General features: G+C 72.9%; 9 protein-coding genes. 1 reads left to right on the top strand and 8 read right to left on the bottom strand.

Annotation, left to right across the window (positions count from 1 at the left end; translation table 11 throughout):
• Positions 1-7: 7 nt before the first annotated feature.
• From QNO14_RS02315 to QNO14_RS02280, 8 genes are all read right to left on the bottom strand, one after another.
• On the bottom strand, positions 8-1,132 hold the full coding sequence (locus QNO14_RS02315; protein WP_257506610.1) for a DegT/DnrJ/EryC1/StrS family aminotransferase: 1,125 nt from the start codon (positions 1,130-1,132) through the stop codon (positions 8-10).
• Positions 1,129-1,755 (bottom strand): NeuD/PglB/VioB family sugar acetyltransferase, encoded by a 627-nt coding sequence (locus tag QNO14_RS02310; RefSeq protein WP_257494828.1) that lies wholly within the window; start codon positions 1,753-1,755, stop codon positions 1,129-1,131. Before QNO14_RS02310 ends, QNO14_RS02315 begins: the two co-directional genes overlap by 4 nt.
• A complete protein-coding gene (locus tag QNO14_RS02305) occupies positions 1,752-2,897 on the bottom strand; it encodes a DegT/DnrJ/EryC1/StrS family aminotransferase (RefSeq protein WP_257494829.1) in 1,146 nt (381 codons plus the stop codon). Before QNO14_RS02305 ends, QNO14_RS02310 begins: the two co-directional genes overlap by 4 nt.
• Positions 2,894-3,892: an NAD-dependent epimerase/dehydratase family protein gene (locus QNO14_RS02300; protein WP_257506609.1), complete on the bottom strand. Its 999-nt coding sequence runs from the start codon at positions 3,890-3,892 to the stop codon at positions 2,894-2,896. The genes QNO14_RS02305 and QNO14_RS02300 overlap by 4 nt, the downstream gene beginning before the upstream one ends.
• Complete coding sequence (locus QNO14_RS02295) at positions 3,889-4,950, bottom strand: Gfo/Idh/MocA family protein (RefSeq protein WP_257494831.1); 1,062 nt, start codon at positions 4,948-4,950, stop codon at positions 3,889-3,891. The genes QNO14_RS02300 and QNO14_RS02295 overlap by 4 nt, the downstream gene beginning before the upstream one ends.
• Before the next feature lie 53 nt (positions 4,951-5,003).
• Positions 5,004-10,361 carry a DUF4082 domain-containing protein gene (locus QNO14_RS02290; RefSeq protein ID WP_257506608.1) on the bottom strand — a complete coding sequence of 1,786 codons (5,358 nt, stop codon included), beginning with the start codon at positions 10,359-10,361 and terminating at the stop codon, positions 5,004-5,006.
• Positions 10,362-10,556: 195 nt separating this feature from the next.
• Positions 10,557-12,305 carry a GMC oxidoreductase gene (locus QNO14_RS02285; RefSeq protein WP_257506607.1) on the bottom strand — a complete coding sequence of 583 codons (1,749 nt, stop codon included), beginning with the start codon at positions 12,303-12,305 and terminating at the stop codon, positions 10,557-10,559.
• Complete coding sequence (locus tag QNO14_RS02280; RefSeq protein WP_257506606.1) at positions 12,302-13,366, bottom strand: glycosyltransferase; 1,065 nt, start codon at positions 13,364-13,366, stop codon at positions 12,302-12,304. The genes QNO14_RS02285 and QNO14_RS02280 overlap by 4 nt, the downstream gene beginning before the upstream one ends.
• Positions 13,367-13,692: 326 nt before the next feature.
• On the opposite strand from QNO14_RS02280, the gene QNO14_RS02275 reads away from it, so the two are divergent.
• Positions 13,693-14,343 (top strand): DapH/DapD/GlmU-related protein, encoded by a 651-nt coding sequence (locus tag QNO14_RS02275; RefSeq protein WP_257506605.1) that lies wholly within the window; start codon positions 13,693-13,695, stop codon positions 14,341-14,343.
• The last annotated feature ends 35 nt before the right edge of the window (positions 14,344-14,378 follow it).

Below are 14,378 nucleotides of genomic sequence, written 5' to 3'. Positions count from 1 at the left end.
GGTCTCGTCAGTTCCGGACGGCTGCACGCAGCACCTCCGCGACGCGCGCCTGCTGGTCGGCGGTCAGGTGCGGGAACATCGGCAGCGACATGATGCGCTCGGCGGCGGCCTCGGCGACGGGGAACTGCCCGCGCCGGCCTCCCAGGTATGCGTACGCCTCGGTGAGGTGCACGGGGGTCGGGTAGTGGATGCCGGTGCCGATCCCCGCAGCACCCAGCTGAGCCATGACGCGTGCGCGCTCGGCGACCCGCACCACATAGAGGTGCCAGACGTCGCTGTTGCCGGCGCGGACCGACGGCAGACGCACCCCCTCGACGTCGCCGAGCAGCTCGCCGTAGCGCCGCGCCGCGGCCCGCCGGGCGGTGTTCCACCCGTCGAGGCGTCGCAGCTTCGCCCGCAGCACGCTCGCCTGCACGGCGTCGAGCCGGGCGTTCATTCCGACGTGGTCGTGCACGTACTTCACGGCGCTGCCGTGCGCGCCGAGGTTGCGGACGAGAGCGGCGATGTCGTCGTCGTCGGTCATCACGGCGCCGGCGTCGCCGGCCGCCCCCAGATTCTTGCCGGGGTAGAAGCTCGTGGCGGCGACCTGCCCGAGCGCGCCCGCCCGCCCGGCGGAGCCGCCGGCGCCCTGCGCTTGCGCGGCATCCTCGACGACTGCCAGGTCGTGGCGCCGGGCGAGGGCCGTGATGAGGCCCATGGGCGCGGTCTGCCCGAACAGGTGCACCGGCGCGATCACCCGGGTACGCGGCGTGATCGCTGCCTCGACGGCGCCCGGATCGATGAGCAGGTGCTCGTCGTCCACATCGACGAACACCGGCACGGCCCCCAGGCGCGAGGCGGCCTCGGCCGTGGCGATGAAGGTGTTGGCCGGCATGATGACCTCGTCGCCCGGCCGCACGCCGACGGCGCGATAGGCGAGTTCGAGGGCGTCGGTGCCGTTGGAGACCCCCACGACGTGACGCACGCCGATGTAATCGGCGTACTCGCTCTCGAACGCCGCGACCTCGGGCCCGCCGACGAAGGCGGCCGACGTCAGCTGCGCCTGCCACACCGGCATCACCTCGTCGGCGATCTCCGCCTGCTGCGCGGCGAGGTCGAGGAACGGCACCGATTCGGTGAGCGTGGCGGTCATGCGAGGACTCCCAGAGGTCGTGCGGGCACACCGGCCCAGGTCTCGGTCGCAGGGACGTCGGCGAGCACGACGGCTCCCATCCCCACGGTGGCGTCCGCCCCGATGGCGACGCCCTGACGGATCGAGGCGTTCATCCCGATGTAGGCGCCCTCACCGACCCGCACGCCTCCGCCGAGGGCGACCCCCGCGGCCAGCGTCGCGCCGTCGTCGAGGACGTCGTCGTGGGTGATGACGCAGTTCGGCATGACGACGACGTGTCGGCCGATGACGGCGTCGGCCGTGACGACCACGCCGTCGAGCAGGATCGATCCTGCACCGACGACGCTGGTCGCGCCGATCCGCGCGGACGGCGCGGCGAACGTCGCGAAGCGGTGCTGCGCCACCCCCGCTTCGGAGAGGCGCCGCACCACGCGCCGACGCGCGGCGCCGGGGCCGATGCACACGAGCAGTCGCTCCTCCCGGTGCACCGCGGCGTCGACGGTCCCGATGACCGGCACACCACCGACCTCGGCACCCAGGAGCGAACGGTCGTCGTCGAGGATGCCGGCGACCCCTCCGATCCCCGCCGCCAGCACCTCGCGGGCCAGCCCGCCGGCGCCGATCAGCAGCACCCCGGCGATCATGCCGGCACCCCGACGGGTGCGCGCAGCACCGAGATGATGCGGTCCTGATCGTCGGCGCTCAGCGTGTGGTAGAGCGGCAGGATGAGCGTGCTGTCGGTGAGCCGGTCGGTCGCCGGCAGCCCGTTCGCGGGCACCAGGTGCCGATAGGGAGGCTGCCGGTGCGAGGCCATGATGCCGCGCCGGGCCGAGATGTCCGCCTCGGCGAGGGCAGTGAGCAGACCGTCGCGGTCGACCGGGTAGTCCTCGAGCACCTCGACCCAGAAGGACTGCACGTTGCCGGTCCCGTATGCGGGGTCCGCCACCGGGCGCAGCCCCGGGATCTCACGGATCGCGGCGCGGTAGCCCGCCGCGAGCTCCCGGCGGCGCTTCACGATGCGCGGCAGACGCCGCAGCTGCACGAGTCCGACGGCGGCCTGCAGGTCGGTCATGCGGTAGTTGTAGCCGACCTCGCTGTACTCCTCGGCCGGGGGCAGCACGGAGCCGTGCCGGTCGGCGGCCGACACGCTCATCGCGTGTTCGCGCAGGTGCCGGGCGCGCTTGGCCCAGTCCCCTCGCCGCGTGGTGAGCATGCCGCCCTCGCCCGTGGTGAGGAGCTTGCGCGGGTGGAAGGACCACGCCGCGATCTCGGCCCCGGCGCCCACCGGCCGCCCCTTGTACGTGGATCCGGCGCCGCACGCGGCATCCTCGATCACGATGATCCCGAGCGGATCGGTGGCCTCGCGCACGTCGTCCAGGTCGACCGGCACACCGCCCTGGTCGACCACGATGACCGCCTTCGTGGCCGACGTGATCGCCATGCGCAGCGTCTCGCCGGTGACGTTGCCGGTGATCGGGTCGACGTCGGCGAACACCGGATGCGCTCCGACGTACCGCACCGCGTTGGTCGTCGCGATGAACGACAGCGACGGCACCACGACGTCGTCGCCCGGGCCGATGCCGGCGACGATGAGGGCCAGGTGCAGGGCTGTCGTGCAGCTCGTCGTCGCGACGGCGTAGCGGGCGTCCATGGCCTCGGCGAACTCCCTCTCGAACTGCGCCACCCGCGGTCCCTGGGCGACCCAGCCGCTGGCGATGACCTCCGCCACCGCCTCGGCCTCCTCCTGGCCGAGCCAGGGCACCATCACATTGATCCGCTCGCTCATCGCGTCTGCACCGTCCGTCCGGTCGAGATCTCTTCACGCAGCGGCGCCCACCACTCGACGAGGCGCCGCAGGCCCTCCTCGATGCCGATGGTCGCCTCGAACCCGAGGTCGCGCCGGGCGGCCGTCGTGTCGGCCAGCCGGCGGACGACGCCGTTCACGGCGCGGTCGGGTCCGTGCTCGACACCCAGGTGCTCGGCATCCATGACGCGCAGCAGCGCCTCGGCCAGCTGCAGCAGGCTCGTCTCCTGGCCGCTGGCGATGTTGTAGGTGCCCTCGACGATGTCGCTGCGGGCCGCCAGCACGTTCGCGCGGGCGATGTCGGGCACGCAGACGAAGTCCATCGTCTGCGCCCCGTCGCCGAAGATCAGCGGCGGCCGGCCGTCGGCGATGCGCTCCATCCACCGCACCAGCACCTCGGTGTAGAGGCCGTGCACATCCATGCGCGGTCCGTAGACGTTGAAGTAGCGCAGGAGCACGTAGTCCAGCCCCGACATGGCACGGAAGCTGCGCACCAGTCCTTCGTTGAACGTCTTCGCGGCGCCGTACAGGGTGTCGTTGTTCTCGTGGTGGTGCCGCTCGTCGGTGGGGAAGGTCTCCGCCATGCCGTAGACCGACGCGCTGGATGCCGCGACGAGCTTGCCGACGCGGTGACGCGCGGCCGCCTCGACGACGTTGAACGTGCCGTCGACGAGCACCTCGAGCGCGAGCCGGGGCTCTTCGGCGCACTGGGTGATGCGGATCGCGGCCTGGTGGAAGACCACATCCTTGCCGGCGGTGAGCTCGTCGACGAGCCCGGCGTCGCGGATGTCTCCGTCGATGAGCGACACCCGCCCCGTGGCGAGCGCGTCGTCGAGGTTGGCGAGGCGCCCACGCACCAGGTTGTCGAGCACGTCGATGTGGGCGGCTCCTGCGGCGAGCAGCTCGTCCACCAGCGTGGAGCCGATCGTGCCGGCGCCGCCGGTGACCAGAATGCGGGAATCTTCCAGGCGGGTCATGCCGCCACCTCCTCGAGGTCGGCCGCGACCGGGCGCGGAGCACCGGCGGCGGCAAGGCTGGATGCGGCGGCGTCGAGCACCGACAGCACGCGCAGGCCCGCGGCGCCGCTCGTGCGGGCCGGGCGTCCTTCGCGGATGGCGGCGGCGAACTCCGACACCACGCCGCCCAGGGCTTCACGCTCGGGAAGCGCCGGCGCCCAGGTGTCACCGAGCCGGTACGAGATGTTCGCAGCCCGGGTGTCGGCGGAGGTGACCTTCGACAGGTTGTCGATGTCGACCCCGCGGTCGTAGACGCTCAGCCGCTGCTGCGGGTTGAGGTCGTCCCAGACGAGGGTGCGCTTGGTCCCCCCGATGACCATCTGGCGGATCTTCGTCGGGCTCAGCCAGTTGACGTGCACGTGCGCCATCGCGCCGCACTCCAGCGGCATGGCGAGGTACCCGACGCAGGACTTGCCCGTCTGCAGCGGGTCGGAGCCGTGGGCCGAGACCGAGGTCGCCGCGAGCCCGCCGGGAAGCACGAAGTCCATGATCGACAGATCGTGCGGCGCGAGGTCCCAGAAGACGTCGACGTCGGGCTGGATGAGACCCAGGTTGATGCGCACGCTGTCGACGAACAGGATGTCGCCCAGCGACCCCTCCTCGATGAGCTCGCGGATCTTCAGCACCGCCGGGGTGTAGCAGTAGGTGTGGTCGGCCATGAGCACGAGACCCTGCTGCTCGGCGCGCCGCACCATCTCGACGCCGCGTTCACGGGTGTCGGCGAGCGGCTTCTCCACCATCACGTGCTTGCCCGCCTCGAGCGCCGCCAGCACGATGGCGTGGTGTGTGCGCGCCGGCGTCGCGATGGCGATCGCGTCGACCTGCGGGTCGCGCAGCAGCGCGCCGAGGTCCGACGTGATCGGCACGCCGCCCACGCTGTCCGAGACGGCCCGTGCCCGCTCGATGTCGAGGTCGCAGATCGCGACCAGCTCCCAATCCGATCCGGCGCGGAAGTTGCGCGCGAGGTTCGGCCCCCAATACCCGGCGCCGATGACGGCGACGTTCAACCGTTCAGACACGGTTCCCCCAGTTTCCCCAGTTGTTTCGTTTCCCCAGATGTGCGGCTCTGCCGCTAACCGGACGGGACGAAGATGACGTCCACCCAGTAGTTGTGCGTCGAGACGTTCCTCGGGAACTCTCGCGAGTAGATGTGGGCGCTGCCCTGCGCCGGGACCGTGAAGTGACCCACGGTCTTCGGCAGGGCGAGCCCGTGCAGATCGACGGCGTAGCGCCCGGTCGTGCTGTACAGCCCCACGCGGTATTCGACCCCGGGCTCGAGCGCCACCCGGGCGTCGAACACCGCCGTCTGCCAGCCGTCGACCGTCTCGTTCGTGAACAGCACCTCGGCCAGTGCCCGCCCCTCGGCGTCCCACAGGTAGCCGGTGTGCTCGCCGGTGTTGGCCGATCCCTTGTAGAAGCGGATGCCGGCGGCATCCCCCGCGGCATCGACCGCGAAGCGGGTGGCCACCTGAACCCGGTCGGGATCCTCCCACCAGGCGTGCTCCGGCACGGCGTCCCCGAACATCGTCACGCCGTCGACCGGCGGCTGCAGCGGTGTCGGTGCCGGTGTCGGCGTCGGTGTCGGCGTCGGCGTGGGTGTCGGCTCGGGGTCCGGTTGCGGCTCGGGATCGGGGTCGGGCGCCGGCGGCAGCACCGGAGCCGGCGTGAACGCGCGGTCGAAGTCCACCTCGACGTCGACGAAGTACGCCGAGCCGTTCCACGACTGGGTCGGCAGCCCGCCGGCCGGGTCGGTGTTGAACCGGCCGTTGGCGCCGCCGGGCGCGGTGATGCCGCCGCTGGTGACGTCGGAGCCGAAGAAGGCGGGTGTGATGGCGAACCCGCCGACCGGGGCGAAGTACGACACGACGTAGGTCTCCCCCGGAGTGAGGGCGACCGGCTGCGACAGTGCGGCGCGCTGCCAGCCCGTCGCGGTCTCGTCGGCGAACTGCACCTGGGCGATCCGCTCGCCCGCGGAGTTCCACAGGCTCCCCACGTGCGTGCCGCCGTTCTGCGCTCCCTTGTAGAACCGGATCGCCGTCACCGAGCCGGGGCGCGCCACCGTGAACGCCGTCCCGACCTCGATCGGATCACGGTCCACGGTGGACGGCATCTGCGGCGCCGTGCTGCCGAAGATGGTGTCGACGGGTCCGGCGACGGGCGGCTCCTCGGTCGTGAACGTCCACTGCTCAAGCGCCTGCCCGTCGATCGTGACGGCGGCTGTGTAGGTGGTCGCCCGGGCCAGCGGCTGCAGCGGCGCGAACGCGACGCGTCGGGCGCCGGCGTCGTAGGCGACCGTGCCGGCGACGACCACGCCGCCGGGGGCCGACACCGTCAGCGACGGCGACGGTGCGTCGTGGCTGAGCGTGGCCGACACGGTGGCCGTGACGGGCACACCCGCTCCGACCGGCTCCTTCGCCACGAGGGCGACCGGCGTCTGGGTCTCGGTGCCGGCGGTGAACTCGACGTCGACGAAGTAGCTCGTGGCCCGCCACGACGACGTCGGCCGCTCGCTCACGGCGCCGTAGCGGAAGGCGCCGTTGTCGACGGTCGCGGCGGTGAGCGGACCGCTCGTGCGCACCGTGTCGAAGTAGCCGGCCTCGGCGACATAGCGCCCCTGCGGCGAGTGGTACGACACGGTGTAGGTCTGTCCGGCGACGAGTTCCACCGGCTCCGAGAGCGCGGCGCGCTGCCAGCCCGACGCGCTCTCGTTGGCGAAGGCGACGGATGCCAGCTGCTCGCCGTCCGGCGCCCAGAGCGTGCCGGTGTGGGCGCCGGTGTCGCCGGCCGCCTTGTAGAACCGCAGCGCCGAGACGACACCGGGCACCGACGAGTGGAACGACATCGCCAGCTCCACCGCCGCGCCGTCGTCCGCCGGCGACCCCGCAGGCGGACGGTCGCCGAAGAAGGTGTGCACCTCCGCCGCGCCGGGCTCGAGCTCCACCCGGAACCCGGTGGTCGCGTCGAGGCCGGTCGTCTCCTCCCCTTCGATGCCCGAGACCGTCACGGAGACCTCGGCGCCGTACGGAAGCGGCGACGACGGCGTGAACGTCACGGTGGTGCGCGCGGCATCCACGTCCGTCGTGCCGGAGATCGCCGCCCCGGCGGCCATGGCCTCGACGACGGGCACGCCCACGAGCGCTTCGCTGAAGGTCAGGGCGACGGCCGTGTCGCGGTCCACACCCTGGGCGCCCTGCTCCGGCGTGGCGCTGCGCAGCACCGGCCCGGAGGCTGCCGGCTCGAAGACCACGTCCACGTGGTAGCTGGAGCTCGACGACTGCCAGGGGTGCCCGCCGGCGTAGCTGAACACCGCGCCGTTGGCCGGTACCCGCAGGGGGCCGCGCCGGTGGCCGTCGGCGTAGGCGGAGGGGGTGAGCGCGTACCCGCCGCCGGGGGCGTCGTACGACACGACGTATTCCTGTCCGGGCTGCACCGGCACCGGCTCGGCGAACAGGGCCCGCTGCCACCCCGAGCTCGACTCGTCGGCGAAGGTCACCTCGGCCAGGCGCTCGCCGGCCGCCGACCACAGCGCGCCCTTGTGCACGCCGGGGTTCGCGGGTCCCTTGAAGAATCGCACCGCCGTGATCCACCCGCGCTGGTCCACGCTGAAGCGAGTGCCGAGCGTCACCTCGTCGGTGTCGCTGGCCGAGGCGATCAGCGGCTGGTCGCGGGACGTGTAGAGGGAGCAGGGGCACTCGCCTTCTGGCGGCACGGGGCGCGTCGTGGTGAAGGTCCACGGAGCGCCGCCGTCGAACGCGGCGTCGCCGGCGGCCACCGCGGCGACCGCGACGGTGTAGGTCGACCACTCGGCCAGCAGGGTCGCGGGCGCGAAGCGGGCGGTGCGCAGCACCGGATCGTACGACAGCGTGCCCTCGACGGCGACTCCGTCGGGCCCCGTGACGGTGAGGGCGACCGAGGCGGGATCGACGTCGCCGGTGAAGGCGACGGTCACGTCGCTGTCGGGCTGGATGCTGGCCGCCCGCGGCGCCGGCGACTGCGCCGCCAGCCGGACGGTCGGGTCGAGCTCCGTCTCGAACAGGGCGTCGACGAAGTAGTTCGCGTCGTCCGCCGTGCGGGTGGGCCGGTTGCCCGGGTGGCCGAACACCGCCGGGCTGGCAGCGCCCACCCCGGACGTGACGGCCAGGGGCGACGAGGTGCGCACCTGGTACGGCCAGTATCGCGGGACGAACGCGTACCTCCCCTTGGGCGCGGTGTACGACACCACGTACGGGGTGCCGGCCGTGACGGCCACCGGTGCGCCGAACATCGCCGTCTGCCACCCGGTGGCCGTCTCCCCGACGAACTGCACGACCGCGAGCGGATCGGCATCCGTCCCCCACAGCCGGCCGGTGTGGATGCCGGTGTTGCCCTCGCCCTTGTAGAAGCGCACTCCGGTGATGTAGCCGTCGACCTCGGGGGTGAACTGCAGGCCGAGCTCCACCCGCTGGGTGTCGCTGGCCGCGGCGACTGCGGGCACCTCCTCGCCGAAGACGGACGCGGGTCCGGTGACCGCGACCGTCCGGCGCGTGCCCTCGGCGGGGAAGTTCGCACTGTCGTCGATGGCGCGCGCGAGGATCTGCGCCTCGCCGTGCCCCTGCTGCCGGTAGGTGTACGACCATTCGGTCGTGCCCTCCGCCGCACGCCACGACGCGCCTCCGTCGGTGGAGACCTCCACGCCGGCCACGGCGCCTCCGACGTCGGAGGCGGTGCCGGTGACGGTGACGGTGGCCCCGTGCGTCTGCGGCTGACCCTCGGTCGGGGTGAGGATCACCGCCGTCGGCGGGATGGTGTCGGTGCTCGCCGTCGCGTGCACGAGCCCGGGCATGAGCGAGCCGGGCTGGGCCCCCATGTCGGCGAGCAGGTTCACCTGCGCCTGCTGCATGCGCGGGTCCGCTGCCGGGCGGTCGCCGTCGTGGGTGCTGTCCAGCCCCCATCCCCACTGCACGCTTCCCGCCGAGAACACCAGCGCGCCGCTGGCCGCCCGGTACAGCGTGATGTGGTGCTTGGTGTTGCCAGCGGTCACCGTCTTGCCGTGGTCGCGCAGGTACTGCGTGACGGGGCCGGTCGTCGTGGACAGCCGGATGAGGCCCGCCGGACGGAAGCCGTTGTCGATGTCCTCGTTGGACTCGTAGCCGACGGTCTGGTCGGTGAGCTCGGCCGACTCGCCGGGTGCGAGGTCCTCGAGGCCGGTGTGACGCCAGAGGCGCATGCCGCCTTCGGCGCCCGTCACCGTCAGCGGCATCCTCACGTCGTTGACCATGTACATGGTCCCGGTGAGGGCGTTCTCGGGAAGGTGCCCGCCCTGGGCCGCCCCGGCGAACCGGGGGTCGCGCCAGGTGCCGGTCCACTCCGCCGCCGGATCGATCTTGCCGTCGGCCCAGGTCTCCTTGTACGACACGAGGGTGCGGTGGTCGGTCGCGGCGTCGTCGATGGACGGCTCGTAGCGGGTGCGCCAGTACCCCTCGTTGCCGCTGAGGAACTGCAGGTTGACCCCCGCGTCGCGCGCCGCCTCGATGTTCGCCCGCTGCGCGCCCGACCAGTACTCGTCGTGTCCGACCGACAGGAACACGCGGTGGTTCAGCAGCTCGTCGCCGCGGCGGTCGGTGTCGACCCCGGCGATGTAGCTGACGTCATAGCCGTTGCGCTCGAGAAAGCGCACGGTGGCGTACTCGGAGCTGAAGTAGAAGTCGCGGGCCTCGATGCCCCCGCGCGTCGCGAACGGGCGGTTGTAGCTGAGCTTGAACGCGCGGCCGTGGGCTCCGCCCTGGTAGAAGTCCGCGCCGCCGTACATGTTGTAGGCGTGCCACGTCGGGTCGGAGGTCTGGAAGAGCACGTCCGAGGTGTTGCCGTCGCGGCGGACGATGAACGTGATGTGGCTCGCCCCATGGGTGTCGGAGCGTTCCAGACGGGCGACGTAGACCCCCGAGACCGCGTCGGCCGGCACGTGCCAGGTGGCCGAGACGTCCCAGGTGCCGCAGTCGACGAGCTCCGTCGCCTCTTCGGTGCGGCACTCGTTGCGCTGCGGCTCGATGAGCGACGGCTCCACCGACTGCACGAACCGGGCGCCGTCGCCCTGGTACCAGCCGGTGCGGTACACGTCGATGTCGTAGTCGGCGGCATCCGTGTCGATCTTGAAGTCGATGGCCTCGCCGGCGTTCACGCTGATGTCCGTCGCGAACCCCTGGATGCTCGGGTCCCCCGCACCGTCGATGTCCCAGATCTCAGGGTCGGTGCCCTCGTGCCGGTTCTCGCAGACGATGGCGTTGACGTCCGCGCCGCACGGGCTGGCCGCAGCCGCCGCGTCCGCCACCGGCTGCAGCGCGACGAGAGTCGCGGCCAGCACCGCGAGCAGCGCCGTCGACGCCGCGGCGCGCGCAAGACGCGTACGTTTCGGAGCCGTCGACGCAGCGACGGCTCCCCTTGATGTCCCCATGCATGTTCCCCAGTCGGCCGCACGCCGAAGCGACGCCAGCCATAGCCGGCACAGCTCGCGAGCGTTCTCGCTCCTGCGTGTGTCCGCACCACCCCTGGCGCAGACACGACCGGTATCCCCGCCTGCAGTGTATAGGCAAGCGGCGGCTCGGCACCAGGCTCGATCGCCGATCCGGTCACGAACCGCTCGCGCGGCTCAGTCGGCGGCGACCCGCGTCGCCTCCGAGCGCCCCGAGCGCGCCGTCGTCCGTCCCGCCCCGCGCGCCTCCCGGGCGTGCCTCGCCTCCCTCGCCTCCCGCGATTGCTCGGCGAGATGATGCGCGAGGCGCACGGCGAGCGCGGCGGCGAAGAAGGTGGGGTTCGCCTCGGCCGAGGTGGGCAGCAGGCTGGTCGACGCGATGTACAGGTTCGCCACCCCGTGCACGCGGCAGTCGCCGTCGGTGACCCCGGCCGCGGGGTCGGCGCTCATCCGCGTCGTCCCGATGCTGTGGAAGCCGTCGGTGGCCTGCTCCCAGGCGAGGGCGCGCACGCCGGCATCGTCGGGCGCCCGGTACTCCAGCCGGCCGAGGCCCGCGGCCTGCAGCTCGGCGTCGAGCAGCTCATGGCACCGCAGCAGTGAATCGACGTCGTCTTCGAGGTAGCGGTAATCCACCCGCAGCACCGGCGAGCCGTCGCCGTCGGCGCCGAGCACGACGCGGCTGTCCGGGTTGGGCAGCTGCTCCGCGTGGTAGTGCAGGGAGTACCGCCCGCCGTCGTTGTGCAGGATGAAGCCGGGCTTGCGCACCCGCGACGCATACCGCCGCAGCAGGATGTCGAGGACGTCCACCGCCGCCCGCCAGGGCCGGCGCAGGATGTTGCGCACGTGCGGGCCGAGGCGGTAGGGCCGCGGCCCGACGTGGCGCAGGCGTATCCCCTCCGCCAGCAGCATCCGCCCGAGCGGTGCGATGGCGATGCCGAGGAACACCGCCGAGAGGGTCGGATGCCGGTGCGTGTGCTCGTAGAACGGCGGGTTGTCGAGGTAGAAGCTGGTGTTGAGCACCCGGTGGCGACGCTGCGCCTCGGGCGTCAGGGTGAACCGGCGCCGGATGTACGTGTCGTGCTCGTCGCGCTCGAAGTCGAGGTCCGCCGCCCGCGCGGCATCCGTCAGCACGATGTCGGCGATGCTGCCCGTCGCGTGCCCCATGTAGTACCGCCCGAGGGGCCCGTCGACGCCGCCGAAGAGGTGGGGATGCCGCGACTGGACGTCCAGCAGCGCGCGCGTGACCTCCAGGCCCCCCATCGCCAGCACGTACGACGTGCCGTGCAGGGTGAGGCGCTCGCCGTCCCGCTCGGCCACGAGGCCCGCGACCGAGCCGTCGTCGGCGATGTCGATGTCGACCAGCCGGCAGTTCAGCAGCACGGTGACGCGGGGGTTCGCGATCACCCGGGAGCCGAGGCCCCGGGCGAGCTTCGGCTGACGCGACCACCGTTCCAGGTTCGACATCGTGAACTCCGACAGTCCCCTCCAGTCGGGGCGCGAGGAGCGGAAGACGGCGGACCCGCAGTCGATGTAGCGCGCGGTCTGCTCGAGCCACGGCGCCACGTCGTCGACGCGGATCGGCCAGTCGCTGAGCGGCACGTAGTCGCGCGGCTCGAAGTCGATGGGCTCGAGGGTGACGCACCGGCCGCCCCAGAGCCACGAGGTGCCGCCCACCCCGCGCCGAGTGGTCAGCGACGCGTCCGCGTGGCGCACCGGATCGGCGATCTCGGTGCGAAAGGCGGTGTCGAGCGCGACGTCGCGCCTGCCCGAGCGCAGGTTGCCCGCATCGACGAGGAGCACACGGCTCCCCGCCTCGGCGGCGGCCATCGCGAGGGCGAGTCCGACGGGCCCCGCTCCCACGACGACGCAGTCGTAGCCGGTGCCCTGTGGCCGGTGCACGCGCGGGCGCGGGCGCGGGCGCTTCATCGGCCCGCTCCGCTCACGCGGCTCGAGGCGTCGCGCTCCCAGGGGAGCGCTGCCGGATCCGCGGTCGCGGGGGGTCTGCGCAGCCGCGAGGCGAGCGTGAGCGCGACGTACCAGGCGGCGTCCAGGGCGGTGCGGGCGTCGCGCACCGACGACGCCAGCGCGCGGGAGCGACCGGATGCCCCCGAGGCGATCCGCAGGTCGACGTAGCCGCGGCGCTGCCGGGCGAGGAGCCCGAGGAGTGCGGCGACCGTGCGCGGAGTGTGCACCACGGTCGCGGACGCGTCGACCACCCGCTTCTCGTCGTAGGAGAAGTGGCCGTCGAACCAGGAGTCGTCGGCGGTGACGGCGGCGAACCGGTCGAAGCGGGCGTGACCCCGCTCGTTGGTGCCGTAGGCCCCCGCGCCCCACAGCCGACGGCGCTCCCCCGGAATGCGGGCGCGCGCCCGGTAGTACGCCCGCACCGGCGCGGTCGCCCCACTCACGTCGTAGACGTGCGGCGGACGCGCGGCGAGCACGCCGGGCCGCCGCAGTTCGGCGAACACCGCCAGCGCCGCCTGCGGGTCGAGCTCGACATCGGCGTCGACGTACAGCCGCGGCCATGCCGTCGCCACGCTGTCGGCGAGGTTCAGCGCCTCGGTCTTGGATGCCGCGTCGAGCTCGACGACGCGGACGCCCGGGAACCCGCGGGCGATCTCGGCGGTGTCGTCCCGGCATCCGTTGCAGGCGACGATCACCTCGACGCCGTCGAGCGCGCCCAGCGGGGCGAGTGCGCGCAGCGCCCGCCCGATCACGGCGGCTTCGTCGTGGGCGGGGATGATCACGGCGCCCGTCGGGGTCGCGGCGACGGGGTCGCCCTGATGGGCGTGCCATCGCTGCCGCCTTCTCACCGCCGACGCGTGCGGCGTCCCGTGCGCGCCGTGCGGGCCGTGCGGGCCGTGCGGGCCGTGCGGGGAACGGTCGATCACCCCGCCGTCCGGCGGGTCGCCCACGTGGCCGTCCGGCGGGTCGCTCACGTGTCCGTCCGGCGGGTCGATCGCGCCGCCGTCCGGCGGGTCGCTCACCCCCAGCGCCGGCGCCGGCTCCCCCTCGCGCGCATCACGAACACCCCGTTGTACAAGACTCCCCATCGTCTTCCCCCGTCGCGTGCCCGGCCCACACCGGTGCACGCCTCTTGTCGGCGCACCGCAGGCCATCCTGCGGCGTCGAGCCCACACCCCCAGGTGCGGAGCAAGCCGAAGCTCCCCGGGGGCAGTGTAGCGACAACCGGCATCCGTGCACAGAGAATTCATATGTGGTGGCGATCGCGCGTGCGCGCGCGGCGTCGGGGTCGTACGTTGGGGGTGGTCCCGCGGGGCCTGGCCGTCGCGTCCCATCGAGAGGAACCGCCATGTCGCCCACCGGCACCCCCACCGGCACTCCCGCTGCAGCGCCCGTCGACTCTCCCGCCGATGCGCCCGTCGTGCAGCCCTCCGCCGACATCGACGACGGGGTCGAGCTCGGCGCCCGCACGCGGGTGTGGCACCTGGCGCAGGTGCGCAGCGGCGCGCGTCTCGGGGCGGACTGCAACATCGGCCGCGGGGCCTACATCGGCCCCGGCGTCGTGCTCGGCGACGCGTGCAAGGTGCAGAACTACGCCCTCGTGTACGAGCCGGCCGTCGTCGGCGACGGCGTGTTCATCGGTCCCGCGGTGGTCTTCACGAACGACGAGTTCCCCCGCGCGGCGAACCCCGACGGCACGCTGAAAGGCACCGACGACTGGCACGCGGTGGGCGTGACCGTGGATCGCGGAGCGTCGATCGGCGCCCGCGCGGTGTGCATCGCGCCGGTGCGGATCGGGGAATGGGCGCTCGTGGCCGCCGGCGCCGTGGTGACCAAGGACGTCCCCGCGCACGCGCTCGTCGCGGGCGTGCCGGCCAAGCGCGTCGGCTGGGTGGGACGCGTCGGACGCCCCCTGGTGGCCGACGGCGACGCGTGGGTGTGTCCCGAGTCCGGCGAGCGCTACGCCGAGGACGGTGATTCACTGCGGCTGCTGTCGTAGCGGCATCCGGCGGTTAGCGGCATCCGGCGGTAGCG

It is taken from the genome of Microbacterium sp. zg-Y625 (genome assembly GCF_030246925.1).
Classification (GTDB): domain Bacteria; phylum Actinomycetota; class Actinomycetes; order Actinomycetales; family Microbacteriaceae; genus Microbacterium; species Microbacterium jiangjiandongii.
The sequence above is the reverse complement of the archived record's forward strand: the minus strand, read 5'-3'. Positions and strand labels throughout refer to the sequence as shown.